Origin of the sequence: Roseomonas indoligenes, assembly GCF_017813365.1 — a bacterium.
GTDB lineage: Bacteria > Pseudomonadota > Alphaproteobacteria > Acetobacterales > Acetobacteraceae > Roseomonas > Roseomonas indoligenes.
In genome coordinates, this window is sequence record NZ_JAGIZA010000020.1 from 15,094 (window position 1) to 41,841 (window position 26,748).

Annotated in this window: 24 protein-coding genes; 12 read left to right on the plus strand and 12 right to left on the minus strand. The window is 64.2% G+C overall.

Annotated features, from left to right (window positions below):
- Positions 1–11: 11 nt before the first annotated feature.
- Positions 12–1,181 carry an alpha/beta hydrolase family protein gene (locus tag J5Y10_RS23090; protein WP_209376484.1) on the minus strand — a complete coding sequence of 390 codons (1,170 nt, stop codon included), beginning with the start codon at positions 1,179–1,181 and terminating at the stop codon, positions 12–14.
- Positions 1,182–1,280: 99 nt separating this feature from the next.
- Between J5Y10_RS23090 and J5Y10_RS23095 the strand changes: the two genes are divergently transcribed.
- The gene (locus tag J5Y10_RS23095) at positions 1,281–1,991 is read left to right on the plus strand and encodes a FadR/GntR family transcriptional regulator (RefSeq protein ID WP_209376485.1); all 711 of its coding nucleotides are present in this window, start codon (positions 1,281–1,283) and stop codon (positions 1,989–1,991) included.
- A gap of 261 nt (positions 1,992–2,252) precedes the next feature.
- On the opposite strand, the gene J5Y10_RS23100 is transcribed toward J5Y10_RS23095, so the two are convergent.
- On the minus strand, positions 2,253–3,242 hold the full coding sequence (locus J5Y10_RS23100) for a Bug family tripartite tricarboxylate transporter substrate binding protein (RefSeq protein ID WP_209376486.1): 990 nt from the start codon (positions 3,240–3,242) through the stop codon (positions 2,253–2,255).
- Positions 3,243–3,777: 535 nt separating this feature from the next.
- On the opposite strand from J5Y10_RS23100, the gene J5Y10_RS28815 reads away from it, so the two are divergent.
- Positions 3,778–4,809: a tyrosine-type recombinase/integrase gene (locus J5Y10_RS28815; RefSeq protein ID WP_209376487.1), complete on the plus strand. Its 1,032-nt coding sequence runs from the start codon at positions 3,778–3,780 to the stop codon at positions 4,807–4,809.
- Positions 4,810–4,845: 36 nt separating this feature from the next.
- Here the strand turns inward: J5Y10_RS28815 and J5Y10_RS23110 are convergent, their stop codons facing one another.
- The gene (locus J5Y10_RS23110; RefSeq protein ID WP_209376488.1) at positions 4,846–5,085 is read right to left on the minus strand and encodes a hypothetical protein; all 240 of its coding nucleotides are present in this window, start codon (positions 5,083–5,085) and stop codon (positions 4,846–4,848) included.
- A 49-nt stretch (positions 5,086–5,134) separates the two neighbouring features.
- Between J5Y10_RS23110 and J5Y10_RS23115 the strand changes: the two genes are divergently transcribed.
- The 4 genes from J5Y10_RS23115 (at position 5,135) to J5Y10_RS23130 (ending at position 11,719) form a co-directional block, all read left to right on the plus strand.
- The gene (locus J5Y10_RS23115; protein WP_209376489.1) at positions 5,135–5,860 is read left to right on the plus strand and encodes a hypothetical protein; all 726 of its coding nucleotides are present in this window, start codon (positions 5,135–5,137) and stop codon (positions 5,858–5,860) included.
- Positions 5,853–6,707: a segregation and condensation protein A gene (locus tag J5Y10_RS23120; RefSeq protein ID WP_209376490.1), complete on the plus strand. Its 855-nt coding sequence runs from the start codon at positions 5,853–5,855 to the stop codon at positions 6,705–6,707. The genes J5Y10_RS23115 and J5Y10_RS23120 overlap by 8 nt, the downstream gene beginning before the upstream one ends.
- A 454-nt stretch (positions 6,708–7,161) precedes the next feature.
- A complete protein-coding gene (locus tag J5Y10_RS23125) occupies positions 7,162–8,640 on the plus strand; it encodes a glycosyltransferase family 29 protein (RefSeq protein ID WP_209376491.1) in 1,479 nt (492 codons plus the stop codon).
- A gap of 1,162 nt (positions 8,641–9,802) precedes the next feature.
- The gene (locus J5Y10_RS23130) at positions 9,803–11,719 is read left to right on the plus strand and encodes a polysaccharide pyruvyl transferase family protein (RefSeq protein ID WP_209376492.1); all 1,917 of its coding nucleotides are present in this window, start codon (positions 9,803–9,805) and stop codon (positions 11,717–11,719) included.
- A 67-nt stretch (positions 11,720–11,786) separates the two neighbouring features.
- On the opposite strand, the gene J5Y10_RS23135 is transcribed toward J5Y10_RS23130, so the two are convergent.
- The 4 genes from J5Y10_RS23135 to J5Y10_RS23150 all read right to left on the minus strand — a co-directional run bounded on the left by J5Y10_RS23135 (position 11,787) and on the right by J5Y10_RS23150 (position 16,991).
- On the minus strand, positions 11,787–12,611 hold the full coding sequence (locus tag J5Y10_RS23135) for a polysaccharide pyruvyl transferase family protein (protein WP_209376493.1): 825 nt from the start codon (positions 12,609–12,611) through the stop codon (positions 11,787–11,789).
- Positions 12,601–13,728 carry a glycosyltransferase gene (locus J5Y10_RS23140; RefSeq protein WP_209376494.1) on the minus strand — a complete coding sequence of 376 codons (1,128 nt, stop codon included), beginning with the start codon at positions 13,726–13,728 and terminating at the stop codon, positions 12,601–12,603. The genes J5Y10_RS23135 and J5Y10_RS23140 overlap by 11 nt, the downstream gene beginning before the upstream one ends.
- A gap of 46 nt (positions 13,729–13,774) precedes the next feature.
- Entirely contained in the window at positions 13,775–14,632 is an 858-nt protein-coding gene (locus J5Y10_RS23145; RefSeq protein WP_209376495.1) for a polysaccharide pyruvyl transferase family protein, read from the minus strand.
- A gap of 64 nt (positions 14,633–14,696) precedes the next feature.
- Positions 14,697–16,991, minus strand: a complete 2,295-nt coding sequence (locus J5Y10_RS23150; RefSeq protein WP_209376496.1) for a glycosyltransferase family 2 protein — start codon at positions 16,989–16,991, stop codon at positions 14,697–14,699.
- Positions 16,992–17,190: 199 nt separating this feature from the next.
- Between J5Y10_RS23150 and J5Y10_RS23155 the strand changes: the two genes are divergently transcribed.
- The 3 genes from J5Y10_RS23155 (at position 17,191) to J5Y10_RS23165 (ending at position 19,215) form a co-directional block, all read left to right on the plus strand.
- Positions 17,191–17,394, plus strand: a complete 204-nt coding sequence (locus J5Y10_RS23155) for a hypothetical protein (protein ID WP_209376497.1) — start codon at positions 17,191–17,193, stop codon at positions 17,392–17,394.
- A 274-nt stretch (positions 17,395–17,668) separates the two neighbouring features.
- Complete coding sequence (locus tag J5Y10_RS23160) at positions 17,669–18,388, plus strand: DUF3489 domain-containing protein (protein ID WP_245215003.1); 720 nt, start codon at positions 17,669–17,671, stop codon at positions 18,386–18,388.
- Positions 18,388–19,215 (plus strand): recombinase family protein, encoded by an 828-nt coding sequence (locus tag J5Y10_RS23165; protein ID WP_209376498.1) that lies wholly within the window; start codon positions 18,388–18,390, stop codon positions 19,213–19,215. Before J5Y10_RS23160 ends, J5Y10_RS23165 begins: the two co-directional genes overlap by 1 nt.
- 2 nt (positions 19,216–19,217) lie before the next feature.
- Here J5Y10_RS23165 and J5Y10_RS23170 read toward each other — a convergent pair whose 3' ends face one another.
- Positions 19,218–19,475 carry a hypothetical protein gene (locus J5Y10_RS23170; RefSeq protein ID WP_209376499.1) on the minus strand — a complete coding sequence of 86 codons (258 nt, stop codon included), beginning with the start codon at positions 19,473–19,475 and terminating at the stop codon, positions 19,218–19,220.
- A gap of 612 nt (positions 19,476–20,087) precedes the next feature.
- On the opposite strand from J5Y10_RS23170, the gene J5Y10_RS23175 reads away from it, so the two are divergent.
- Entirely contained in the window at positions 20,088–20,618 is a 531-nt protein-coding gene (locus tag J5Y10_RS23175) for an antitoxin Xre/MbcA/ParS toxin-binding domain-containing protein (protein ID WP_209376500.1), read from the plus strand.
- Positions 20,615–21,289, plus strand: coding sequence for an RES family NAD+ phosphorylase (locus tag J5Y10_RS23180; RefSeq protein WP_209376501.1), 675 nt, complete (start codon positions 20,615–20,617; stop codon positions 21,287–21,289). Before J5Y10_RS23175 ends, J5Y10_RS23180 begins: the two co-directional genes overlap by 4 nt.
- 262 nt (positions 21,290–21,551) lie before the next feature.
- On the opposite strand, the gene J5Y10_RS23185 is transcribed toward J5Y10_RS23180, so the two are convergent.
- Positions 21,552–22,754: a M24 family metallopeptidase gene (locus J5Y10_RS23185; RefSeq protein WP_209376502.1), complete on the minus strand. Its 1,203-nt coding sequence runs from the start codon at positions 22,752–22,754 to the stop codon at positions 21,552–21,554.
- A 191-nt stretch (positions 22,755–22,945) separates the two neighbouring features.
- On the opposite strand from J5Y10_RS23185, the gene J5Y10_RS23190 reads away from it, so the two are divergent.
- Positions 22,946–23,866: a Bug family tripartite tricarboxylate transporter substrate binding protein gene (locus J5Y10_RS23190; protein ID WP_209376503.1), complete on the plus strand. Its 921-nt coding sequence runs from the start codon at positions 22,946–22,948 to the stop codon at positions 23,864–23,866.
- A 404-nt stretch (positions 23,867–24,270) separates the two neighbouring features.
- Here J5Y10_RS23190 and J5Y10_RS23195 read toward each other — a convergent pair whose 3' ends face one another.
- From J5Y10_RS23195 to J5Y10_RS23205, 3 genes are read right to left on the minus strand one after another with little or no spacing between them, the layout of a single operon-like run.
- The gene (locus J5Y10_RS23195; RefSeq protein WP_209376504.1) at positions 24,271–24,693 is read right to left on the minus strand and encodes a hypothetical protein; all 423 of its coding nucleotides are present in this window, start codon (positions 24,691–24,693) and stop codon (positions 24,271–24,273) included.
- 1 nt (position 24,694) lies between these two features.
- The gene (locus J5Y10_RS23200) at positions 24,695–25,966 is read right to left on the minus strand and encodes a site-specific DNA-methyltransferase (RefSeq protein WP_209376505.1); all 1,272 of its coding nucleotides are present in this window, start codon (positions 25,964–25,966) and stop codon (positions 24,695–24,697) included.
- Positions 25,963–26,544: a hypothetical protein gene (locus J5Y10_RS23205; RefSeq protein WP_209376506.1), complete on the minus strand. Its 582-nt coding sequence runs from the start codon at positions 26,542–26,544 to the stop codon at positions 25,963–25,965. Before J5Y10_RS23205 ends, J5Y10_RS23200 begins: the two co-directional genes overlap by 4 nt.
- Between the last annotated feature and the right edge of the window lie 204 nt (positions 26,545–26,748).

Here is a 26,748-nt window from a genome sequence, read left to right on the forward strand (position 1 = left end):
TTATTTCCCCCTCACCCCGCCGCTTCGCGCAGCGTGTCCGTGATCCAGTCGGCCGCGTGGTCGATGCCGATCTGCCGGTCGTCCACATGCGCGTGCTGCGAACCGCCCTCCTCCGCCGTGAAGATGCGGAGGGCCTTGCGGCGCGTGCCCAGCGCGTCGAACAGGCGTTGCGCGTTGGCGACGGGGATCACTCGGTCCTCCGCGCCATGGGTGACGAGGAAGGGGCACTCCACCCGCGCGGCCGGGCCGGCGACGTCGAAGCGCTCGGCGATGGCGATCGCCGCGTCGTCGTCCGGGGCGCCGACCACCCAGCGGAACTGAAAATTGGACTGCGCCGTGCTGTGGCCGGCGGCGCGGGCCTTATCGCGCTGGGCGCGCTGAAAGCCGGCCAGGTCCCAGTGCGGCGCGGTGAGGGCGACGCCGGCCGCGAAGCGCGGCTCGTGCGCTGCGACGCGCACGGCGTAGTAGCCGCCGAAGGAGTAGCCCATCACCACCACCCGGCGCGGGTCCACATCGCCACGGGCGGACACGTAGTCGAAGGCGGCGGCGCCGGCGGCCTCGTAGTCGTACCGCGCGCTCATCCCGCGCAGGCGCAGAGTCTCGCCCTGGCCGGGCCCGTCGATCGCCAGGGTGTGCATGCCGCGCCGGGCGAATTCCAGCCCGGCGAAGAGCACGCTCATCTCCTTGGCGTTGTCCATGCCGTCGAAAACCACGACGACGGGCGCCCGCCCGGTCACGCCCGGCGCCTTCATGAATAGTGCCGGAAGGGTGGCGCCCTCGTAAGGGACCTCCACGGCCTCGATCTCCGGATGGCGGGCGCGGAGGCCGGCATGGAGGGCGCGGTAGGCGCGCTCGCCGATGGCGCGCTTCTCCGGGCCAGGCGGAATGAAGCGCTCCCCGGTGAAGCGCAACATGCCCGCGCGCAGCAGGAGGTGCCCCGCCGTTTCCGGCGAGAGCGCGGCGGCGGCCCGCGCCTCCAGCGCGTCGGCCTCCGCGCCCCACTCCTCCGCCCAGGCCTGCGGCTCGCCCTGGCGGCCGCGCAGCCGGGCGCCGATGCGGTCCAGGTCGTGCAGGGCCACCGCGCCGTAGGGCGCCATGCCCTTGCAGACGAGCATGGCGTTCGACCACAGCAGATTGCCGGGAAAATAGTCCGTCCAGCCCGGGACGGCTTCGGATGACATGGCGCTTCCTCGGTTCCCGGCAGCTCTTCGGCTGCCCTGAATTGGGTTACCCAGTTGGAGCTTGAGCCCGGACCCCAAACTGGGTCAAGAGGATCGGGCATGCGCGACGAAGCCCTTCTTCCCGCCCCCGGGCTGCGCCTGTCCGAGAGGGTGATCGAGCGGATCGGCCGGCTGGTGGAGGCCGGCGAGGTGCGCCGGGACGCCCGCTTTCCGAGCGAGCGGGCGCTGGAGACGCGCTGGGGGGTGAGCCGCCTGGTGATCCGCGAGGCTTTTCGTGCCCTGGAGGTGCAGGGCGTGGTGGAGAGCCGGCCCGGCGGCGGCCGCTTCCTCCGTGCGGATCGCGTGCCCGACCTCGCGCGGCTCCGACGGATCCGGCTGGAGACGGGGCGCGTGCCGTTGCTGCGGCTCTGGGAGGCGCGCGAGGCTGTGGAGGCCCAGGCCGCCGCACTGGCGGCGCTGCGCGCCACCCCGGCGCAGCGAGACGCCATCGCCCGGCCCTTGCGGCTGACCGAGGCCCTGGCGCCGGAGGCGCTGCGGCACACCAACGTCAACGCCGAGTTCCACCTGGCGATCGCCCGTGCCTGCGGCAACCCGGTGCTGGAGGAGCTGATCGGCGATCTGATCTCGCGGTCTCAGGCCGAGGGATTCCGCCACCTGCTCGAGGTTGAGGACTGGTCCGCGTTGCAGGCCGGGCACCGTCCAATCCTCGACGCCATCGCGGCGCGGGATCCGGAGGCGGCGCGCCGCAGCATGGCCGAGCACTTTGCGGCCCTGCGGCGCAGGCTCGACCGGGATGACCTTCCCGGCTGAACGGTCTTGTCTACGACGGCGGCACCATGGGGGTGGAAGACGTGCTCACCGGCCCGGGCGCAATGGCCGCCGGCCGCTTCGCGGCCGTTTTCGACATGATCAACTCGCGCTGACGTGCAGCGGGCGTGATCCCGGCGAAAGGCGCCAGGCGCGGCCCGTCACGCCATGGCAGCTTCCCGGCCAGTCGCGCCGGAAAGCTGCCCTGTCGGCGTTGGCAGGGCCAAGCCACAACGGCTTGGCCGCGCAGGTTCCTCCCTTGGGCTACTCGACACGAATGTCGCGGGCGCGGATCACGTCGCGCCACTTGGCGCTTTCCGCGGCCATATAGGCCGGAAATGCTTCCGGGGTGCCGCCGACCGGGTCGATCGACAGGCTCTGGAGGCGCTCGCGCAGCTCGGGCGCGCGGAGGCCTTCCATGACCGCCTGGGACAGGCGGCGGATGATCGGCTCCGGCGTACCCGTGGGGGCGAACATCGCGAAATCGCTGGACGCGTTGAGGCCGGGCGTGCCGGACTCGGCCAGTGTGGGCACGTCCGGCGCCTGGGTTGAGCGCTGCTCGGAGCTGATGGCCAGGGCCCGCAGTTCACCGGAGCGGAGGAACGGCAGCGCTACCCCTGTATCCACGAAGGACATCGGGATCTCACCGGTCATCACCGCCTGCATGGCCGGGCCGCTGCCACGGTAGGGCACGTGCTGGAGCTTGATGCCGTTGGCAGCCGCGAACATCTCGGGGGCCAGGTGGTTCGCCGAACCGATGCCGCCGGAGCCGAAGCTGATCGTATCCGGCGCTGCCTTGGCGGCGGCCACGAGGTCGGCGACCGTGCGGAAGCGTGAATCGCCCTTCACGCACAGGAAGAAGCCATTCTGGACCAGTAGCCCGATCGGGGCGAAGTCGCGTTCCTGGTTGTAGGGCAGGTTGGCGTAGAGATGGGGGTTGATGGCGTAGGTGCTGTTGGGCGTGACCAGCAGCGTGTAGCCGTCTGGCCGGGCGCGGGCTACGAGGCCGCAGCCCACCGCGCCGTTGGCGCCGGCCCTGTTGTCCACCACGAACTGCTGGCCCAGTTGCGTCGAAAGGGGCTGCGCGATCAGGCGTGCAACGAGATCGCTGGAGCCGCCGGCAGCGAAGGGTGCCACGATGGTCACCGTGCGCGTGGGGTAGGACGTCTGGGCAATCGCCAATCTGGAGCCCGCGGCGGCACCGGTCACCAATCCAAGGGCCGACAGGCCGAACTCGCGTCGAAGCATGGTCATCTCTTCCCTTCCTGGTTGTGTGCCACGGTCGTGGTCGTCGCGGTCACACGGCTTGGCGCGGGGTCGCTGGCCAGATCTGGCGTGCTTCCACCGGGCATTGGTGGAGCTTTGCATGGCCAGCGGGCGGTGACACTTCCCCGGCGGCCGAACCTCCGGAGCGGGCAATCAATGCGCTTCCGGCATCACATGGCGGTGGCTCAATAGCCGCTCAGGTCCGGTGATTGTCGCGAGAAGAAGAGGGCGCCGGGTCGAGTTCGCATCAGGGCTAGTTGCTGGCAGACCCATCCCGTCAGGGTATCGCTGAAGAAGCGAAAGGCACGATAACAACCGATTATCGTGCTAAAGCATGGGCAGAAGGCTGATTGCCACCAGAGATCCCCTCCTGGCACACTGCCGCCAGCCGGAACGGCCGGCGCGGGAGCGTCGGTTCCGCTGGCCGAAGATGGCAGAGGGCATTGGGGGCATTGCGCGAGACGGGAATACGGACCCCAGCGAAGGCCGGGCTTTCTCGCACTCAGCCGGGGAGGGGCGGGCGGTGACGCCGCCCGACGAAAGGGGCCGGGCGCCTCTTTCTCCGGCGGTGCGGCGCATCCTGCAGGAGGCTCTGCCGCTTGAGGCATTGGCCGTGCTCTCCGGCCCGGTCGGCGAGGCGGTGGCCCAGGCCGCCGGCTATGCCGGGCGGGCGCTCTCCGACAACACGCGTCGTGCCTACGAGAGTGACTGGCGCGCCTTCTGCACCTGGTGCGAGGCGGGCGGCATCGCCCCGCTGCCGGCCGCCCCGGTCGTCGTCGCCGGCCACCTCGCCAGTGTCGCCAAGACGCTCGGCCGCAGCGGCCTGCGCCGGCGGCTGGCCGCCATCGCTCACCAGCACCGCCACGCCGGCCACCCCTGGGAGACACGGAACCCGGCGATCACGGCCACGATGCGCGGCATCCTCGCGAGTCATGGCAAGCCCGCACGCCCCGCGGCTGCCCTCACCTCGACCGAGGTCAAACGGCTCCTCGCGGTCTGCGGCACCGACACGGCGGGCTACCGGGATCGCGCCCTGCTGCTGCTGGGCTTTGCGGGCGCCCTGCGGCGGTCGGAGATCGTGGCGATCGACCGCGAGCACCTGCGCTTCACGGGCGAGGGCATGACGGTGTTCATCCCGCGCTCCAAGCGGGACCAGGAGGCGGAGGGGGCCACCATCGGTATCCCGCGCGGGCTGAACCCGCTCTCCTGCCCGGTCCGCGCCATGGAGGAGTGGCTCCGCCGGACCCGCATCGAGTGGGGCCCGGTGTTCCGCCGCCTCAGCCCTGGGGGCGCGCTGGAGGACCGGCTCTCTCCGCAGGGGGTGTGGAAGATCCTGCGGCGTCGGGCGGAGATGGCCCGGCTCATGGTGGACGAGACCGAGCGCCTCTCACCGCACGGGCTGCGGGCGGGGTTCATCACCGAGGCCTACCTCAAGGGCGCGCTCGACGAGCAGGTGATGCACCATGCCCGCCAGAAGAGCATCGCCACCACGCAAGGGTACCGCCGCCGCGCCAAGATCACCGGGGACAGCCCGGCCAGGCTGCTCGACCTGTGAGTCGGGAGGGGAGGCGAGAACAGCCGACCGGTCGGTCTAGCGCTGGCTTATCGCGGCCGGGGGCGGACGACGGGAGGGGCGAGGCTGGAGCAGGGCCATCCGCCCGGCCTGGTACGCCTCCTCGGCCCCGGCGAAACCCGCGGGCGAGCGCGCGATGAGGGCGTCGTCGCGCCAGAGCGACCAGCGCCAGCGGCGCGCGCCAGGGCCGTCCCGGTCGATGCGCACCTTCACAGGAGAGAGGTCCGCGCGGGCGTGGTCGAAGGATGGATGCGCCATGGCGGGCTCCTAGGATCGGTCAGGAACCATGCGAAGCTGGAAAAGCTCGTTGCCACCGGCGGTAGAGGAGGGCGACTCACGCGATCCCTCCTGGTCCCCTCGGCCGGTGCCGGTGGACTGGCTGTGGAACGTGCTCACCGTCGGCGGGCCCGCTGAGCGGGTCGAGGCGTTCCGGGCGGCCGCGGCCGGCCCGGGCGTGGTGCCCTGGACGCTGGACCTCGCCGCGATGGAGGAGGAGTTCCTCCTGCCGATGGCCGCACCTCCGGACGGGGTGCGGGCGATCAGCCTCGCCGGCGCCAAGATCCTGGCCCGGCGCCTGCGCGACGCCGCGGCCGCCAATCACCAGGCGGCCCTTGCCCGGATGGCGACAGATCGCACCTGCCCCTTTGACCTGCACCGACTTCTGCCGGTCCCGCCCGCCATCCTGGCACTCGGGCCGGAGGAGGGCGAGAGTCGGGGCTGGCTCCGGGCCCACTGGGGCGTCGCCCGGCCGCTCCGTCACGGGCAGGTCCTGCCCTCCACCCTCGATGGGCGTAGGAAGCGGATGGGCCAGTTGCGGGTGGGGTTCTGGTCGGCCGACTGGTCACCCTGGGCCGCGGTCGCCCGGCTGCGGCGCGCCTGGCCCGGGCTCTCCTTCGAGCTGCAGCCGCACTATCCGGGCGGGGCAGGGAAGGGAACTGCAGAGCCAGCGGGAGACGGCGGACACATCACCCCCGTTCGGGAAGGGACGGGTCGGAAGGCCAGGGCAAGGGCCGGAATACGCCGGGATGGCTGAGCGGGTGGTTGCGGCCGAGCCCGACACATGGAACGAGGAAGGAAGGAGCTTCTCGCCGGCATCCTCCTCCAGCCGCGCGGCGCCCCAGCTCAGCGTCGAGGGCTTCGAGGGACCGCTCGACTTCCTTCTGGGGATGGTCCGGCGTCAGCGGGTCGACCTCGGCCAGCTCTCGATCCTGACCCTGACCGATCAGCTCGTGGCCGCCATCGAAGCCACCGAGGGGCGCATCCCGCTCGAGCGCCGGGCGGACTGGCTGGTCATGGCCAGCCAGCTGTTGCTGCTCAAGGCGCAACTGCTGGCGCCTGCCAGCCCCGAGGAGGCCGAGGACGCCAAGGCGGCCGCGGTGCGGCGCCTGGAGCTGCTGGATGAGCTCGCCCGCATGCGGGCCGGCGCCGACTGGCTCTCCGCGCGCCCGCAGCTTGGGCGGCAGGTGTTCGGCCGAGGACAGGCCACGCCGCCCCCCGCAAAACCCCAGGCGGAACTCCTCGTCGCCTTCCTGGAGGCGACCCTGACAGTGCTGGAGGGCAAGGAAGGGCGGACCTCCGCTCCCATTCCCGCCTACCGGCCCAGCCCACCCGATCTCTGGCGCGTCCCAGACGCGGTCCGGCGCATCGCCGAGCTTCTCGGACGCCGCTCGGACAATTTGGCGCTCGAGCGCTGTCTCCCTGTGATCCCACACCACGCGCCCGATCGCCCCATTCGCCTTCGGGCAGCGCTGGCCAGTACCTTCGTCGCGGGGCTCGAGATGGCACGGGACGGAGCCGTGACGTTGGAGCAGGACAAGCCGTTCGGGCCAGTTACGCTCGCGTCGGCAGCAGCGGCGGTGGAACGAACAGCCTCGGCATGATGGCTCGGGCCAAAAGGTTCGAATCCCTTCGCCCGCAGCGGTAGGTGCTGGGCAAAAACATTCTCTGGAGCTAGGCACCGGTCAAAGGTTCTGAGGAGCGGGGCGTCATTGCCATCGGCTCCATGATCTTCTCCAGCTTGGCAGGCCTGCTCACCGCCTACGGCGCAATTCCTTCTCAGAGGCATGCCATCAGCCGAGAGGACGAGGAGGAGCAGAACCGCAGGCTTCGGCGCCATCTCCCCCGTTCCCAGGTCTTCATCAGCACCCTGATCCTGGCTGCCGTGACGATCTGCCATTGGGCGGCCGAGCACTCCGTCCACGTCCGCAATCTGGCACCTCCGGCTGCGGTACCGGTGTTCAAGGACATTTCAGAAAGCGGCCATTGGCCCAGTCGCACGTACGCCATAGAAGTGCGACGCACGGAGCGTCATCAGATCATTAGGAAGGCAAACAATTGCGTTCGGCACGTCAGGAGGCTGAAGCTGCACTAGAGGCTGGCGAAACGGAGCGGGCTGCAAGCCTTTTTGAAATGATCTATAGAAGCCGGCCAGGGCCCCTCGCGGCAGAAAACCTAGCGAAAACAGATTTAGCCATGGGTCGGGTGACCAGAGTAGAGAGCTTGCTAGAGGACGCACTTGTTCTTTGGCCTGACCGCACCCGGTTGCTAGGTCTCTATTTGCGTCTGGACGAGCAAACTGGCGGTTTCAAGGGTGTGCCAGACCGGGTTCGGGCGAAGTTGCAGAGCTCATTCAGCCATCCTGGCCTGAATGCGAGAGCCGCGATTGCAGCTGCTTGGGAGGGACGGGAGAGTGACCTGAAGAGGTATTCAAAGACGGCACTCAAATTTGTGCATCCAACAGCGGCGCCTTTGCTTCGCTCGATCCTAATGTCGGCAGCGATCGAAGGAGGGTTCGTGAGCTGGGCTGATCGACTGGCTGGAATGGCCCGAACCAGTGAAGAAACGCATCCGGACATCATAGTCGATCGTATTACAGTAAGATTAAAGATGGAGATTTTGGACGACGAAACAAGCCGTCTTTTGTTTTGGCTTCGCAGGCACCCGCGGCATCTTGAGAAAGCAGATTATATGGCCGCCATGTACTCGTGGGAAAAGAGGGGGGTGTCGAGTGATCTCGTGGAAGTGCTCCTGGGTCTTACCCCGACGACTACGATACGGCTTCACGCGCTCTCAATGAGTGCCGAACTCGGCGACTGGAAACGCGCACTAGAGATTTATCGTCAAGATCATGCGATTCGGGAGCATTGGCGAAAGTGGTTGCCAGTTTCAAAGCTTGTCGCGAGCGAAAGCGACGATTCTGCGATCCAGGCGCATGCCGGCTTGTATGACACGATTCGTTCAAATACCTGTAATCTAGCGCGACGTTTGGCGAATCCAGCATTGCGAATTGCCGTGGTTGGGAACTCGCCTTGCGAAAGAGGCTTGTCCAAAGGCCAGGCGATCGATGAACATGATGAGGTATTTCGCTTTAACCAATACAGTATTGCTGAGAAGTATCAAGCTGACTACGGATCGAAAACGACCATCGTGTCCCGACTCCGTTTGAATGACGCGAACTTTAGCGTTCTAAGCCCCGGTATGACCATACTTCTTAAACGGCCCCACTTCTTGCATCAGCCGGCAGATTGGAGTCGAGCCCTAGAAATGTCTCGTGCTGGTATCGTGATTACCTCTCAGCCACTGCAGCCTTTTTATGAGTTGGCAGGTTTACTCGGTAGCCCACCAAGTAGCGGGATAGCAATCTGTTACCTGCTGAAAACGCTTCGTGGCACTCTCGAACGGAAGAATTTCTTTGGATTTAGCTTCGTTGGTCAGGTTGATCCAGGGACCACACACTACACCGGCAAGGGACTTGCGAGATCAACGCACAACTGGGAAAGAGAGGCTGAACTTTTTACTGGTTTATTTGGCTGATCTGCACTTTTGGCCGCTGATGGGCTATTTGGACCAGGATATGGGCGTTAGTGTACAAAGCACGCCGGCAGCATTGCATAAGCAAGGCACTGACCGGGGGCGGACACCCAAAGACGCGCTACTCGACCCGGAACTGGCGTGAGTACGAGCGGGCTCTGGTAGCGCGCAGTAATCTGACGGTCTGGATCTCGCCCGATTTGGCCTGCCACGAAGCGGAGGGCACGGGCCGGCGTGGTTGATCTCGGGTCTTCGCGGATGCAGTGATCCAGGTGACACTGACACTGACACTGACACTGACACTGACACTGACACTGACACTGACACTGACACTGACGCTGACGCTGAAGGTGCTCGGCGAGGGCGAGTGAAAGGTCAGGAAACACGGGCCCGACAAGCAGCGGGCCTGTCGCAAGGTCCGGCTCGTGATTGGCGCGGACAACCCACGAGGTCAGGGCGGTCGAGATGACGGACTACGAGCACGGCGACCGTGAGATTGTGCCGGGCCCACTTGCCCAGGTGCCACAAGGGGAGTGGATCGGAGTAATCAGCGGCGAACGCGGCTACGACACCCGGAGCGTCTACGAGGCTTATACCTCGCGGGGCGCAGCCCTCGCCGTGTCTCGTTGATCGAACGATAGACCCTGGAGACAGGCAACCATCGGAGCGACCGAGCTCAGCAAGACCTTGCGCGCCATCAGGCAGCTCGGGCCGCGCCCTGGAAGAAGTAGAGTGGGTACCACCGCCGCAGCCTCGCCAAGACAGCCATGTCGCATCTCGGGCACCTGGACCAGTGCCTCTCGCCCACGGTCCCAGAAGACCGCCGAAACTCGGTTCGGCTGGCGCAATCCTCAACACCTTCAACACCCTGGACCATTTCCGACACCGTCGCGTGCACCCCATTGAAGCAGGCAAGGTAAGCTCACGCACTCAGCCCGATGTGTAAAGCAGAGCCAGCAGAAGCCGCATTTGTTCTTAGGTCAGTGGCAAGTCTCTGGGGCGAGTACCTGGCCAAGCCCTTGTGGCGTGTGATCTGGCGAGGCAGATGTGAGAAAGCCTGGCATGCACGCTGAAGCGATCCAGCTTCCTAGCCTCCCTACCGATTTCAAATAGTCAGTTAGCCTCTGTACGGATCCGTGGTAGTGCAAGGTGCATGTTGACCGGAATGCCCCTTTCCGACTGGCACAATGGATCTGGTGCGCGTCTTCGCCTGATAGCGCGGCTTCAGAGAGACATTTACGAGTGCATCCGGAATGAGATTTCTGAAGACCCGTTCGCTATCGTGGACTTTCCAGACATTCGAAATCCGGGCGATTCTGCAATCTGGATGGGGCAGATTCGATATCTCGCAGCGATGCATCGAAGGCGTCCAGCTTTTCTCTCGAAGATGCGCGACTTTTCAGCAGATGACTTAATCAAAGCTGTCCCATCAGGACCTATCTTCATACAGGGTGGTGGTACATTCGGCGACATCTGGGTTGGGCATCAAAATTTCCGTGAATATTTGATGGAGCGCTTCCCGGACCGCCGGATCATCCAATTCCCTCAATCTATTCATTTCAAATCGGCGAAGCGCTTGGAGCAGGCGAAGCGCGCGATTGAGCGGCACGGTAACTTTGTTCTACTGGTCAGAGACTCGCAATCCGAATGGATCGCGCGCCGCCATTTCAATTGCGACATCCGACTGTGCCCGGACATGGCTTTCTGGATGGGGCCCGTCAAGCCGCTCGGCGAGGTGGGTGTACCAGTCCTTTGTGTGCTGCGCGAGGATAAGGAACGGGCACGCCCAGATCACACGTTGGCGCCCGACATGCCTGCCGAGGACTGGATTAATGAGGCAGCCTGGAAGATCAAAGCAGCAAAAGCCATAGGCTATGCCTCCGCTGCCTTGGTGCCTCCTTTCGGAGAGGCTCAATTCCGTGCTCTTGACTCAGCCGCCCACGCGCGCGTTAGCCGCGGGTTTGTACATCTGTCTAGGGCGCGCGCAATCGTTACTGATCGGCTGCACGTACATATCTTCTGCCTCCTTTTGGGGCAGCCTCACGCAGTTCTCGACAACAGTTATGGTAAGGTAAGGGCATTTATGGAAACATTTTCGGGTGGCACGGACCTCAGTCATCAAACGAATTCGATCCAAGATGCAATTGATTGGGCCCGCTTCAAAGCGGGGATGGCCAAGCCTGAGGGGCGTTCTTTCTCTTCTTCAAACTGTTCAGCTTTCAGCGACATCGCGTCGCTCGGTTCGGCAAATGAGCCGTCCGGAGGACCTCTACTGACCTTCATTATCCCGGTCCGTCATCCTGCAAATGCTCGTGACTGGACTATAGTGAAGGCTAATCTTGCTCAGACCGTCGGATCGATTGCCAACCAGACACACCCCGATTGGCATGCCGTGATCATCGCCAATAAAGGGTCCGACCTGCCAGACCTGCCCGAAAAGTTCAGCGTTTGTTACGTTAGATTTCCACCAAATAAGCAGCATGAGAGGGGGAAGGCGAAGTCGCGAGAAGCGTTCTGGGACGCATTCCGGGTCGATAAGGGGCGGCGAGTTACTGCCGGTATGTTAACAGCGAGGGATAGCGCGTTCTTCATGATTGTGGACGACGATGACTTCGTCAGTTCGCAGATTGTCAACTATGTTGCTGCGCATCGCGCGTCCAACGGATGGAAGATCGACCGCGGATATGTTTGGAATTCCGGTGGGCGGCTTCTTATGGCCACTGAGGAATTTGGCCGCCTATGCGGAACCTCTCTGATCGTACGGTCAACACTATACGACTTGCCCGCCAAAGTGGATGAGGTCAGACCTGACTTCATCACAGACATGGTTGGTAGCCACCGTCGAATCGAGGGTATCCTGGCAGAGCGTGGAACGCCGCTCGCAAAGCTGCCGTTCCGTGGTGCGGTTTACCGCGTTGCTAGTCCTACTTCACACAGCCGTACCCCAAGCATTTGGACCAAGTACTCCTTGAACAGAAAAGGACTCAAGCAGCCACTCACGCTGCTACGAAACGCTGCGAAGCTGCGCCTCATCACCGCTCGAATCAGGAAGGAATTCGGGCTGCCTGCAGCAACAAGTTGAAGGCGCTTAATCAATGGTGTGCTTGCACAGTCCTCTGGCCCGATGACTCGCCATCTAGCAAACCGATTTATGCTACCGAATGACCACTGCGTAGCGCATACGGCGCCACACGCAGGAGCGGGTCGAGGTCCATCTCGGCAAAGGCTTTATCGGGCCTGCTGCGATCGTATGCTTCCGACGCTGCCAGGAAGCTTTGGTGAAATGCTAGCTCTATTCCGAACGCACTCGTGAGGTCTCGCCATTTGAATGGCACATTTATTCCGCTACCCGACCAAAAAGCGAAAGGTATCCCATAGGCGAGGGCAGTCACCGCGGCGTGCATGGCATTTGCCATGACGAAGCGAGCGGAGACGATCGCGTCGATGAAGGCTTCGCAGGATGCCGCGTCGTTCGGTATAGCAGGGCGCTTCACCACATAGTCTGGGCACTTGTCCAAATCCTGCCCACTTGGATCTTGATGGTGAAAGTGGGGAACCCAGAGAACTTTGCCGGCCACTGCAGGATCATTCTTGGGCTGGTACATGCGTGGGAGAAGGAACGCAGAGTCACCCAACGGCGTGGAGCGAGGCAGTCCCAAAGCGTCGCGAGACAGCGTGCCCCTCACTCCGAGAAAGCGGCACCGTCGAAGCATCTCTTCGGGAAGCGGCTCCCCGTCCTTCTTGCCGCACTGCCAATACAGCGCCAACCCGTTACCGTCGCCTGCAGCGAGTGCTGTCTTCTGGACGGATTCAAGCCGAGCCTCGGTGATGACACTGCCCACGAGGTGTATGGAGTGCGCCGGGTAGCGGCATTCACCTTCAAATAGACGATTGAGGTAAACAAGGGTGAGCGCGTCCCCGAAGTTCCCTACCGGCTGTTTCTGCAGCCAGAAAAAGACGCGGTTAGTGGTCATCGCGGTTCCGCCCGTCGTTTGACGGTTCGTCTGCATTGAGCGACCGCTCACCTTTCTTGCGAAGATCATCATAGATATTGCCGAGCTGCTCGCTGATGACGGCTGGATGGAACTTGGCAGCATGAGCAATGCCTTGGAGACGTCGCTGAAGGCTTCCCTCCGGAGTGAGCTTAAGAACTTCCGATACGGCTCGCTGGGCGTCTGATGGTTCGTCGGGACTGTACAGATAACGTTGCAAAGATTCGGGCAAGAGCTCGACAAAGGTAGGAACGGCGGGGGCTACGATGATGCCACCGACTGTCAATGCCAGCATAGCAACGCCCGAGGTAAGCACCCGCGTGTAAGGCAGCATAAGGCAGGATGCGGATCTGAAGAGGGTAGGCACATCGTCCCGTGCGACATAACAAAGATCCCAGCTGACGTCCTCACGACTGGCGAACTGACGCTTCCAAGTCGCGCCAGCAGCACCCTGGCCTGCAATCCTTATCGTGCACTCATGTGCCCGGGTAAAATCTCTTCCGAGCGCATCCAGCATGAAATCGAAGCCCTTCTGAGCACGCATTGTTCCGAAACCAAGCACGAAGCGCTCCGCAGGGAGCTTGTACGGTTCTTGCAAGGCAGTCGCCGTCTCTGATTCCGCCTCGTACATCCCGGCGTAGGACGGGTGGCTAAGGTACGTCATCCGAGGGTCATCGACCGCCACGCCGGTCTGCGTTTGTAGAAGCTTCGCGGCGGCTCTATTGTGTATAAGAATCTTAGAGGCAAGCTCTGTGACGAGCCGGCGTACGGCAATGAAGTGATCTACATAGCGCGGAACGTGTGGCAGCTCGTTATGAATGGTAAGAATGATTGAGCCACCTAGGGCGTGGAACTGACGGAGCAGGGATGTGACTTGCTTCAACCGCTCGTCGGCCAACTCCGGCGTTGTAATCTTATCGAAGAAGAATTCTTCCCACTGAACGTGGAGAAGGACGGTCTCACCAGCGTTGAGACATCCGACAGCTTCCGGAAGCCCAGCCTGTTCGCGGAACACGGGCGTATATCGCTCGCCGAGCTTATGGAGCAGAAGCTTTACATACAGGCTTTTCTGTGACACCGGACACATGAAGACCTTCACGGTCGGAGTCTCTGGCGCGAATGGAGCGTTCGGCGATCGAGAGGTATCATTGGCCGACGATCTCATGCATGCGGTATTGGCCGCGCATCTGTGAGCTGATCTCCGCGCGGCGGTCGTCGTCGATGAATGGACATGCAGCGATGAGCTTGTCCGTATCAATTGCATTGGCGATTGGCGATCGCAATGCCGCTAGATCCTTCATCGTCGTTTCTGCGGTCGGAATAAACGGCTCGATGTCGAAGCGACCAACGGACGCCCAGTAGTCCTTGAACTTGAAGCCGTCACCGACCGGCTTGTCCGAGAATTTGACCCAGGTCGCCGGTACCCCGAATGAGTGCGAGGCGATAATGCCGTGAAGCGAGCTAGAGACAATGCGGCGGCAGCTTGTAATCTCGTCGATGACAGCGGTGAGTTCGCCGGTGATGTCGATCACCTTCACGCTTAGGAATTCGTCCTGAGCGGGCAGCGGCACGACACCAGCCTCTCGAACGTGCTGGATGACGCCCAACTCCCACCGGACCTCGCGCGGCGGCTGGTGCATGCAGGGGAAGAAGATGGCAGCATCCCCAAAAATCTCTGGGCAGTCGACGTCCAGTTCCTGGAGCTTGCGTCGACTCAAAGGTCCGCGGACTGCGGCGATCTCTCGTGGAGCAGCTTTAATTGTGTCGGCGCTGTCAATGAAGCCTGTTCCCCAAACGGTCCAGTTCGCATTGCTCTTTGAGAGGTGGCTCCCGATTGCCGAGTAGATACTCTCCTCCGTGCCGCTAGGCAGTTCCTTGGCATGGAGAACAGGTCGCTGTGCCAGATACGAAACGAGCACCGGGTTGAGTGCGTCGCCCCAATTAGCGTCGACAACCTTGCTCTTAGCCCAATGTAGCCAAATCGGCCTGTTATGGCTATTCATGCACGCAAGGTCCCTGACGTGTGTCCGTTGTGTAAGAAGATTGCTATTTGGCTGGGGTGGTGCATTAGTTCTGCCATCCTGGAGGGCACCGGCAAATGCCCGGCGACATAAGCGTTGGAGTACCCTCAAAAATCATACTTCCGGGTCCGGGTAAATACTCATCCACGCGCTCTGCCAAGGTATTGTAGTGAGCATACTCCTGGGAAGCCGTGGCATGTTGCTTTTCCTGAAGAACTCGTTCGATCTTCTGCAGGAAGCCCGGATAGAATTTGTAGTGCAGAAGCGCAATGTCCAGCGTAGAAACCTTGGCAGGAGAACAGCTGTGAGAAGCTGAGATGTAGTCGATGCTTCCCCCGCCGCGAATTCCCGAAACTTTTCCGATCGATTGAAATTTGCCATCGAGGAGCCGCGTTCTGGTGCCGCCCGTGTATCTCACGTAGGGACAATCGACAATTGGAACGGGGATGCAGAAGGGGTCGAAGTAGCGACAACTAGCCATTCCGCCCTCTGGGTCGTCCAGCATTCGCAGCGTCTCCGGAAACATGTCCAGCATCCGGCCGGAGATTGCCTCTGCTCCTTCCTGCTTCATGAATGTCCAAAGGGCACCGAACGACCTTTCCTCGTAGAACGGGAAGACGAGGTGTTCGTCCGCATCTACCCGGAGGCAGAGCGTCTCCGCGAATTCGCTTCGACCAATCAACGGATTGATCCAATCATTTCCTGCCCTGGCGCGTCGGAAGTCTTCGCGTGTCGAGAAGAGTTCGACATCGGGCTGAGCTTGAAGGAACTCGAAAGTTCCGTCGTCAGAACCGTTATCAACGATGGAGAATGCCTCAATGCCGCCCCGTCGGTAATGGGCCAGGAAGCTCTCTACGATCGGTCGCTCGTTCCGTAACTGGCAGAATACTGCTACATCTGGCCGTCTGCCTGACCAATCCCGTGTGGACACCAGCTCTGAACTACGATCAGTGACCTTCCCGTGCATGCGCCGACTGCGCCAAGAGCGCTGGGCAGCTTGCACCGCCCCACGCCGTACGTCGAGCCACTCGCGAAGGCTTGCGTGCCGCGGAGGGAAGTAGGGCCAATTGGCGACGACCTCCTTAATCCGATCCACCTGCTCTTCGGCCTCAACTAGGCGGCCAAGAGAGATAAGAGTGACCGTCCGGTCGGCGCTGGCCTGCAGCCAAGGAATGGTGCCAGTGATACTCTCCGTAAGGCGGAGCTCCGCACCCTGAAGCTGTATCTGCAGATCCGGTCTTTCCAGGATCGCTTCCACCGTCTTTGTCGAAAGTATGCCCTTGCAGCAGCGCCGAATGGCTTCTTTTGACTCCGCAAGGAGAAACATGCCCCGCTTCGCGAAGAGTGCCGAAATAATTTGCGGGACTTCTTCGGCCTGAGCGCTGTCCTTGACCATTGTTTCGCAGAAGGCGACGAGATGCCGTTCGTCGCCGGTAAGATTTAGAAGCTTGGCCTTGATGCGCAATAACGCGCCCGAGTTGGGGTGATCTTTGAGATATTTGGCGAGGAGCGCCTCGGTTGCGGCGAACTGCCTTATATCGAGGAAGATTTGTATCGCGTCACACGCCACATGAATTGAATCTGGATGTGTCGCCATCAAGGCCGAAAACTCTGCAATGGCGGGAGTGGAATTCCCGGCCTTGTGCCAGGCCTGAGCGCGTTCAATCCGCGCCTGGAGCTTGTGGCTCTCTGGCGCCGTTTCAAAGGCGATCTGGCGTGCCTCTTGAGCGGCCGCGAAATGGCCGAGCCTACTGTGAATCACAGCCAGGTAGGACGCCGTTGAAAAGGCTGTCTCTGGCACTTGAAGCAATGAAAACAGGAGATCGAGCCCCTCAGCAAAGGCACCGGCGTCGACGAGGGCGCGCGCGTACTGGACCTTCTCTCGCAAGGGAATATCGAACTTTTCGGCGCGGCGCTTCCAAGCCGTTAGCGCCCGCGCCGGCTGCTTGGCTTTCTGGGCCGCTCTAGCCTCCAGTCGAAGGCGCTTGATGTCCGGATCAGGCCGGTGCGCCGTGGCCAGATCCAGGGCCTCTAAGCAGCCTACTGGGTCACCCCCTTTTAGGGCGGAGGAGGCCATCGAAAGAAGCTCGGCGTAGGTCAGCCCCTTCTGCTTGGTCCCGGCGGACCATCCGTCAGTCGCCATCCAATCCCCGCCCCCGTCCAAAGGCGCCCCTTCGTATCCGCTAATCGGAGTCAAAGCTCTATCGTCGGAACGACAATCTGAGAGAGCATTATCGTCCGTCGTGGTCCGGCCGGTTGCTGACTTGCCAGCTTCCAGGGCCGGATGCCAGATCCGGCCATCCGGCCATCCGGCCATCCGGCCATCCGGCCATCCGGCCATCCGGCCATCCGACCGACGTGACGGGCCACTATCCCGAGGGAGCCTGGATCTACCAGCTGGAGCGCCTCAGTCCCGACCGACTTCCTGCAAACGGCTGCCATGATCGGCTGTAGGGCGGCGACGGGGCCGACACCCTCTCAAGCGGGGCCGGCGCCGACGAGCTGATCGGCGGCACGGGGCGGACTGGTTCCTCTTCGACGTGGCCCCGAGCGCTGCGGCTTCGGACCGGCTGATCGACCTCGAGGCCGGGGTGGACAAGGTCATGATCTCCCGCGCGGCCTTCGGGATCGCGGCCGGGGTCACGTCGGGGCTGGTAGCCAACGCCGCGCCGGCCGCGAGCGGGCCGGGGGGGGGCGTGCTGCTCCACGACAATGCGGTCGGCGGTGCGGGCGGGCTCTATTGAGATGCGGACGGCGCGGGAGGGGCCGAGCCGGCCCAGATCGCCCGCCTGTCCAAGGCCGCCCCGCTGAGCGCGAGCGACTTCCTCTTCGTGGCCTGAGAAGGGGCGAGTGCCGGGAGCTTAGTCTGCCTCTTGGTGCTTGGCTTCCTGCCCGAACAGAGCGAAGGGTTAGTGGCGCAAGGGGTGCCAACATCCTCCGCCGGTACCCTGACCCTCTCTCGTCAGGGCTCTGGGTCGTAGGACCCGGCTAGTCGGGTCCGATCTAGGGACCCTGACCATGACCCAGAGCAGAACCCTGTCGACCACACAGGCGCAGGTCCTCGTGGCCGCTGCCCAACACCCGGCACGGCTGGCCGAGGCGCCTCCGCACCTGCCCGCTGCTGCCCGGAACTCGGTGCTTCAAAGCATGCTAAGGACCGGCCTGCTGGAGGGGGTGGCCGACCCAGACGACCGCGCCACGACGGTGTTGCGGATCACCGCGGCCGGGCTGGAGGCGATAGACGGGCCGACCACGACGGAGCTGGCCGTCATGGAGGCGGACGAAGGCGGGGGAGAGCATCCGGCCACGAAGTCTGCGCCGGCTGCCCCGCCACAGCCTCGTACCTCGCTCCGGGCTGCCGCAACCGCCCTTCTGGTGGCCTGGGACGCGGGCCTGGAGCGGTCAGCCCTGGCAGGCTCCGTCGAGGCGCTCAGGGCCGCTTTGACCCGCGCTGGCGCGACCCGTCCACCTCGCGACCCCTCTGCCCAGCGTCGTCCGCGCGAGGGCACCAAGCAGCAGGCCGTCCTCACCCTCCTACGCCGGTCCGAGGGCGCCACCATCGCCGGGATCATGGACGCCACCGGTTGGGCCCAGCACACGGTCCGGGGCTTCCTGGCCGGGCTCAAGAAGAAGGGCCACACCGTCGAGGTGCTGGAGCGCGTGCGCCAGGTCGGGCCGGGATCGCAGGGGGCGAAGGGCAGCTATAGCGTGTACCGGATCAGCGGGGAGCAGGGCTGATGGCCGGCTCTCGCCTTTCACGGGCCTCCACCCAGTCCCGCTACGCCGTCGCGCTGTACCGGGTCTCGACCGCCGAGCAGGGGCACTCTGGCCTGGGGCTTGAGGCACAACAGGCCAGCGTCCGGGCCTTCGTCGATCGCGAGGGCTGGACGTTGGTCGCCGAGAACCAGGACATCGCCTCGGGCAAGGACGACCGCCGGCCGGGGTTCCAGGCTGCTCTAACCCGATGCCGCCAACTCGGGGCAGTGCTGGTCGCGGCACGCCTCGATCGGATCACCCGGCGCGCCCACACGCTTTCGCAGCTGCTGGAGGAGGGGATTTCTATCCGCGCGGCTGACATGCCCGGGGCAGATGACCTGATGATGCGGGTCTACGCAGCCATGGCGCAGAAGGAGCGAGAGCTCATCTCGGAGCGGACCCGGGCGGCGCTGGCGGCGGCACGGGCACGTGGGGCGGTGCTGGGCGGCGACAGGGGCTGGAGGCCGCCGTTGCCGCCCTGTGCAGCCGCTGCGACCCAAGCGCGCCAAGAGAAGGCGACCCGATCGGCACACCGGCTGCTGCTGGAAGTGGAAGCGCTCCGTCGAGAGGGCATCACGGCCAAAGCGGCGATGGCGCGGGCACTGACGGAGCGTGGCGTGCCGACACCGCGGGGTGGCGCCGTGTGGACTCACACGACGGTGGCGCGTGTGGTGGAGCGGCTTCGTGCGCAGCTGCCATTCGGAAGGGTAGCAGGGCAGCTTGGCCACACCTCACCGTTGGCAGGCTGTGGAACTGGCCCCGGTGTGGCACGGAGCGAAGGTTCCTTAAAGCGAAGCCGCGCTGCGTAGTTCTACGCTGGCCGAATAGTCTCGCTCTGCATCATGCTGTCGAGCGTTGGCGGCTCGGGGTCTGAAGCGAAGACGCGCTTGGAGCTGCCATCGGCAGCTTGCAGCCAGACGAACGTTTCCTCGCCACTCAGCCCCAACTTCGACGCGACAGCGATCGCGGCCTTGGTTGCCGAAGCCTCAGAACGGTACCCAGGATAGATCAGCGTGCCTTGGGCGATGTCCCAGCGGTCGCCGCGTGGCTGGACGGTATAGGAAATCATTGGAAACTCACCCCTTGGTGGCGTCGACCCAGCCAGGTGAGGCTAACCCGAAGAAGGTATATGGGTGGCTCAGGGCAGTATTGCATGGGGAGGCCGGGGTGGGCGCCCTCGGCATACCGAACGGGAACGTCGGTTGGTGCCGCTCAGAGTGGGACAAGAGTGCCAGAATGCGAGGTTCTGGTTGAAAAAGAGCGGGAGCTGATTTCGGGGCGGACCCGGGTGGCGCTGGCGGTGGCACGAGCGCGTAGGGCGGTGCTGGGTGGGGACAGGGGGTGGCAGCCCGGAGCGCCACCCTGTGCGGCTGCTGCCGCCCGAGTACGCCAGGAGAAGGTGACCCGGACGGCGCATCGGCTCACCCTGGAATTGGAGGCGCTACGGAAAGATGGCGTCACGACCCACGCCGGGAAGGCGCGGGCGCTGATGGAGCGGGGAGTGCCAACACCGCGGGGCGGGGCTGTGTGGACCCACACAACCGTGGCGAGGGTAGTAGGGCGTCTTTGTAAGGAGCCCGTTCTGTTTCGATCGGTTAGCCAGCTTGCAACCGACACCCTTTAACTTCCGTTGACAGAGTCTAAATCTGGATATAGTCCAGATTCGGACTTGGAGGCTACAATGCAGAAGGCTGTAGGGGTGGCGCGGCAATCGGTTACCCAGGGTCTTGCTCACCTGGACCGGAGCCGCTTCCTGCCCGAGAACCGTAAGCGCCTGAGTGCGCCCGGGATGCGGACCTTCCTTGCCATTGCAGACCTCTGGCGGCTTGATGAGGGCCAGCGGCTTCTTGTCCTGGGATCTCCTGCCCGCTCGACCTTCCACAAGTGGGCCAAGACCGCTCGCGAGCATGGCGACTTCACCCTGGACGTCGACACCCTGACGCGCATCTCGGCGGTGCTTGGCATTCACCAGGCGCTTGGCATTCTGCACGGCAATGAGCGGGAGGGGGTCACTTGGCTCCAGAATCCCCACCAAGCGACCGTCTTCGGGGGCAGGCCCCCGCTCGACCTGATCACAAGCGGTACCCAGGACGGGCTCATGACGGTCCGGCGCTTCCTCGATGCTGCTCGGGGGGGCCTCTACATGGAGCCGGTCGACGCCCTGGACCGACACTTCCAGCCGTACCGGGACGAGGACCTTGTCCTCTCTTGAGCGATGTCTTTGCACCAGCGCCATCTCCTTCGTACCGGCTGATCCCATCCAGGTTCCCACCAATTGGCCTGTTCGACACGGTGACAACAACGGCTGACGCCGGCGCCGTCATGGATCTGGCGGGGTGGACCAACGATCGCCTGGTTGAGGAGCGCCTGCGTCGGCTTCCCGAGGACGAGTGGGTCTACGGACAGCCAAACTCCAGCATCGTCATGGCGACCTTCCTGCACGTCCCGCCTGGCGGATCACGCTTCAATGGACCGGACCTTGGAGCCTGGTATGCCGCAGCGGCGTTGCGCACGGCGGCCTTCGAGGTCGCCCACCACCTTCGACGCGAAGCGGTGGCGACCGGCGCGGCCATCTTGCACCGTGACTTCCGCACCTACACGGCCGAGCTGGCAGGCTCCTATCTCGACATCCGTGGTCAACAGGCACCGCGGGCCGGCGTCTACGATCCGGGCAGCTACGCTGCCTCTCAGGCCCTGGGGGAAGGCATCCGCGCCTCGGGGGGAGGGGGCATCATCTACGACAGCGTGCGGCACATCGGCGGCGTCAACATCGTGTCCCACCGGCCGCGGAACATCCTCCAGGTCACGCAGACCGATCACTGGCGGCTCACCGTCGAGGCCGCGTCCCCCCGGATTGAGATGGCGAGGCTGAAGGCAGGCTGATGGTGAGGAGGCAAGGCCGCCCCGAAGCCGTGCCGTCCCCTGTTCACCACCCATCAACGGTCGTTGGTGGGTGGTGAACATGAGGACGATGAAAGTTAGGCGCGCGCTGGGCAGGAGCACTCGCCGTTGAGTTAGGCGAGGCGCTGGGTCAAGCTCTGCGAACTCCAGGCCATCCGGCCCGTCAGCGCAAACGCTGAAGGCCCTGGACTGTCTTTCCAGGCGAGTGGGCAGGATAGCCGGGACGACTCAGTACGGGGTCCTGTCATTGCGGCGTGAGGACGGCCAGCCGACGCGGAAAGCGGGTCAGCACCTCCGGCCCATCCTCCCTTATCAGCACCATATCGCCAATCGATGCACCAGCGATCCCGGGCACGAAGAGATTTGGGTGTAGTTCGAACAGCATGCCGGGCTGCAGCAAGAGAGGCGGGCCGGGCAGAGCAGGGGCAGCGTCATAAGGCTGGGGGAACTCCGCGGTGCCGATAGGGTCCTCGTAGCTGTGCCCAAGCGCATGGCCGGAGCGAAAGCGGAACTCTTCCGGGTCACCAAGGCGCTCCATGCACGCACGGAATTCCGTATCGAATGGCGTGTTGACGTCCCGAAGCGGCGCGCCAGGCCGCATCAGGGCGAACATGCCATCGTACATGCGCTCTACCGTCGCGAACATGGCGCGGGCGGCCTCGCCGGGCTGGCCCATATGGGCGGTACGCAAAGCATGTCCCCAATGGCCATTCAGCAGGACCATGATACCGAGTAGCACCTGGTCGCCCAGCTGCGGAATGCGTGCGTTTTCGTCACGCCAGAAATGACACCGGCCGGCAGCGGGTGCCACCGTCAACCAGGTCTTGCAGTATTCAGCGCCTCGGTCCTTTGCCAAGGCTTCGAGTGCAACCTGCATCTGCCAAGCGCTGCGACCACTGTAAGCCAGTGGACCAAGCGCCTCGAACATGGAATCGCAGATGGCGGCGGCCCGCCGGTGGAAGCTGATCTGTACGGCGTCCTTGACCATGCGGCGCTTGGCAAATTCCGCAGTGCAGTCCAGCCAATCACGAGCGCCAGCAGCGGCGAGGGTCTCCCAGATGCCAAGCGGGATCTCGTCACGCCCCGTAATACACACACGCTCCGCGTGTCCAAGCGCATGCAGGATTGCGCGGGCGAAGGCTGCGCCCTTGCCGAGTACGGCTGTTGCAAAACGCCGCGTGTCCTCCGCCATTAGCCGGGCAAATACGCTTGCAGTGATGAGGTGCGGTGGCCCCGTGCGGGGCAGCACGAGGGCTGAAGGTGCGGGTTCGCTGTCCCAGTCGGCGAGATAGCGCAGGTTGCCGTGGCTGCGTGTGGCTGTGCCAGCCGAACTACCCTGGCCAAAGACAACCATGGCACCCAGACCCTCCGCGGCCATCCACTCTTGAAGAGAGGCCTGCCGTGCTGCCAGGATCTCCGCCGGCACCGCTGAAACCAGTTCCGCCATGATAATCCTTAAGTTGCACAATCTTTGCCTATGCTGACACGCAGCGCCTTACCTGTCGCTTGGGAACCATTCCAAAAGGACCGGCGAGCTCGCTACACTCACACTTGTGGCTTTGTTTTGGGAGTAGTGCATCGATGGTGGGTCGCAGGACGGTCGCTTTCGCAGCTACGGCAGGGCTGGTCGGCTCCAGTATGAGCCCCACTTACGCGCAAACTTTCCCCAGCCGCGCCCTTAAGCTAATCGTGCCCTTCCCGCCGGGCGCCGGTACGGATGCCACAGCGCGCATCGTCGCACAGAAGTTGTCCGAAGAGCTGCATCAGCCGGTGGTGGTAGAGAACATAAACGGTGCTAACGGGCTGCTGGGCACGAAGGCGATGGCAACCGCGGCGCCCGACGGTTACACAATAGGCATCGCCGCGCCCGGTCCCATGGCGATCGCCCAGTTTATGTTCCCCGATATGCCGTACGATCCCGAGAGGGATTTCGTGCCGGTGATCGGCGTCAATGAGGGCCGTCTGGCGCTCGCAGTCGCGAATCATATGGAGGCACGAAGCGTAGCCGAGCTGATTGAGCTTATCCGCCGCAACCCTGGCAAGTTTAACGCAGCAAATCCGACCACGGGATCAGTCCACCACCTTCTCGCCGAGACCTTCAAACTGGAAGAGCATCTGCAGTTCGAATTGATACCTTATCGGGGCGGCGCGGCGGCCATGAACGACCTGGTAGGCGGCCATGTCGACCTCATGTTCAACGGTGTCTCGACGGTCGAGCCACTAGAGAAGGATGGTAAGCTGCGCACGCTTATGGTGGTGGGTACCACGCGGCATGCGCTTCTTCCTTTAGTGCCGTGCAGCGCTGAGCTGGGTAAGGCCTACCTGTCCGGTTCTCAGTGGCATGGAATCGTCGTGCCCAGCGGGACGCCAGCCGCCATTGTTGTGAAGTTGCACGACGCACTTTTCGCCGCCCTTAACGCCGACGATGTGCGAGAGAAGCTGGCACGGATTGGAACGGAGGTGACCGCGAGCTCCAGCGACGACTTTGCTGCCCTTCTGCATAGCGAGCGCGCACGCTGGAGCCACGTCATCCAAGTAGCAAATATCAAGGCCGATTAGCTCAGCTGCTGACTGGCGGGCTATCTCTGCCGCCCGCCCGCCACCTCGTCCGGATCTCCCCCGGCCTCCTGGATGATGCGGACCAGCTCGGCATCCGTCATCTCGACCTGCGGCCGCGCGGCGGCGACCTGCACTTCGTGCTTCTCCCGCCAGCCCGCGCGTCTTCATCCAGAAAATGCTGGCAGCTGTGTTGTGGCCGGAGGTCGCCATTTGGAACAAGGTCTGGGCCACCTTGGCCGTTGCCTCCACCGAGCCCCGGTCCAACTCGCGCCGGAAGTGCAGGCGCAAAGTCTTGGGTTCGGTGTCGAGCAGGAGGGCGATGTCGGCCTGAGCGATCCCGAAGTCGGCCATGACCCGCACGGTCTTGCGCTGCTCATCCGTGGGCTGGAAGGCATAGCCCTGGCTCATTCAGCCCTCCCCTGGATGAGGTGCTGGTACACACGCGAGGCCTCGACCGGGTCGTCGGGCAGCCGGGACACCAGGGCCTCGATCCGGCGGGCAACGCGCTGCCGCGCCCCATCCGAGTCGGCCATCTCGGCCTGGACGGTCACCTCGTGCTTCTCCCGCCATCCGGCTCTCGCCTTCATCCAGAAGATCGCGGCCGCGACCGACCCGCCCTCGGTGGCCATGCGGTAGAGGCTCTGGCCTACCTTGGCGGTAGCCTCGATGGAGCCGCTGTCGAGCTCCCAGCGAAAGTGCTTGCGGAGCGTCTTGGGGTCGATCCGCAGCAGGGTAGCAATGTCATCGTGCGGCACCCCAAACCCGGACATGGCCCGCACCGTCCGGCGCTGGTCGTCGGTGGCCTCAAAGGCGTGGCCCTGGGGCACCTCAGGCGCCCTTAGGCACCAGGGTGGCCCGCTCGGCCCGGACCTGGGCAAAGGTTGCCCCGTCGCCCTCTAGCCGCGCTTCCTGGCCCGTGAAGGCCTGCCAGCGGAGCACGGCGACGTCGACGTAGGCCGGCGACAGCTCGACGGCGTGGCAGGCACGGCCCGCCATCTCCGCGGCGATCAGCGTGGTGCCCGACCCGGAGAAGGGCTCGTAGACGGCCTGCCCCGGGGAGGAATTGTTCTCGATCGGCCGGCGCATGGACTCGACCGGCTTTTGGGTGCCGTGGACGGTGTCGGTGTCCTGGTCGCGGGAGGGGATGGACCAGAGGGTGGTCTGCTTGCGGTCGCCGGACCAGTGGCCCTTGGTGCTGGCCCGCACGCCGTACCAGCAGGGCTCGTGCTGCCAGTGGTAGTGACCCCGGCCGAGCACCAGCCGCTCCTTGGCCCAGATGATCTGAGCGCGGATCTCGAACCCGCACGCGGTAAGGCTCTCGGCCACCGTCCCGGCGTGCAGTGCCCCATGCCAGACATAGGCCACATCCCCGGGGAACAGCGCCCAGGCCTCGCGCCAGTCGGCCCGGTGGTCGTTCAAGACCTTGCCCGTGCGTTGGGTCTTGCTGCCCTCCAAGGCCTCGTTGCGCCAGGCGGGATCGTACTCGACCCCGTAGGGCGGGTCCGTGACCATCAGGTGCGGCCGGACGCCACCCAGGGCTGCCTCGACCGCCACAGGGTCGGTACAGTCCCCGCAGACCAAGCGGTGGCGGCCGAGCAGCCAGATATCACCGAGGGCCGAGACGGGCACCTCGGGCGGGGAGGGGACTTCATCGGGGTCGGTCAGCCCTGAGATCGGCTCGGCCAGGAACCCCGCGATCTCGTCGGAGTCGAACCCCGTCAGCTCCAAGTCGAAGCCGTCCGCCCCCAACTCGGCCAGCTCCACCCGTAGCAGATCCTCGTCCCACCCGGCCGACAGCGCCAGGCGGTTGTCGGCGAGGACGTAGGCGCGGCGCTGCGCTGGTGTCAGGTGGGACAGCTCCAGCGTCGGCACCTCCGTCATCCCCAGCTGCCGCGCGGCAAGGAGCCGGCCGTGCCCCGCAATGACGCCCCGCTCACCATCGACGAGGACAGGGTTGGTCCAGCCGAACTCGCGAATGCTGGCGGCGATCTGGGCCACCTGTGCGGGTGAGTGGGTCCGGGCATTCCGGGCGTAGGGGATCAGCTCGGCGACGGGGAGGGGCTTGTAGGGGGGAAAGATCGGAGCGGGTGTCGCGGTCATCCACGGTCTCCCTCTATGACATTCGGCAATCTGTCCCGCTGGTCAGGCTGGACGAAGCTGACCACGAGATTGGGCGATGGCAGAGGCGCACCGTTCGGCCCGCTCACCTCGTGTACCTGTTTCTCGCGCCAGCCGGCGCGGGCCTTGAGCCAGAAGATCGAGGCGGCAACGTTTCCCGGCGTGGTGGCCTGCTGGTAGAGGCACTGCGCCACGCGAGCGTTCGCCTCGTGCACGGCGGTGTCGAGCTCGTGGCGGTAGGCCCGACGCAGCGTGGGCTCGGAGCAGTGGACGACCTTGGCGATGGCGTCCTGCGGGATGCCGTAGGCGGCCATGGTCTTGACCACCCGGCGCTGCTCCTCGGTTGGCGTGTAGCGCGGCATTGCCATCAGGGCTGCCCCTTGTAGGGCGGGAGCACGGCGCTGGTCGTCGCGGGCATGGCGCGCCTCCTTGGGAGCACGCTGCAGGATACCAAACGGACCTATGCATATGCGATACGACAGGCTTTCGCGGCGGTTCCTTTGTTTGCGCGGCAGCGACGTGTTCGGCGTGTCTCGCGGATCAACGATGCGACGCGACACTGGCGATGACGCCGACATTGGAAATACGCCTCAGCCGATTCGTTACGAAGTGACGCGCAGTGCTGCGGCGGTAGGAGCTGGGCGCAAACTTTCTCTGGGATTGAGGGAGCGAAGGTGCTGCCCCGTGATCCCTCGGTCTCGGCCGAGAATGCGGGTCGGTCTCCCGGACCGTGGTTGTTCCGCTCTGGCCTCGCTCGGCATGAC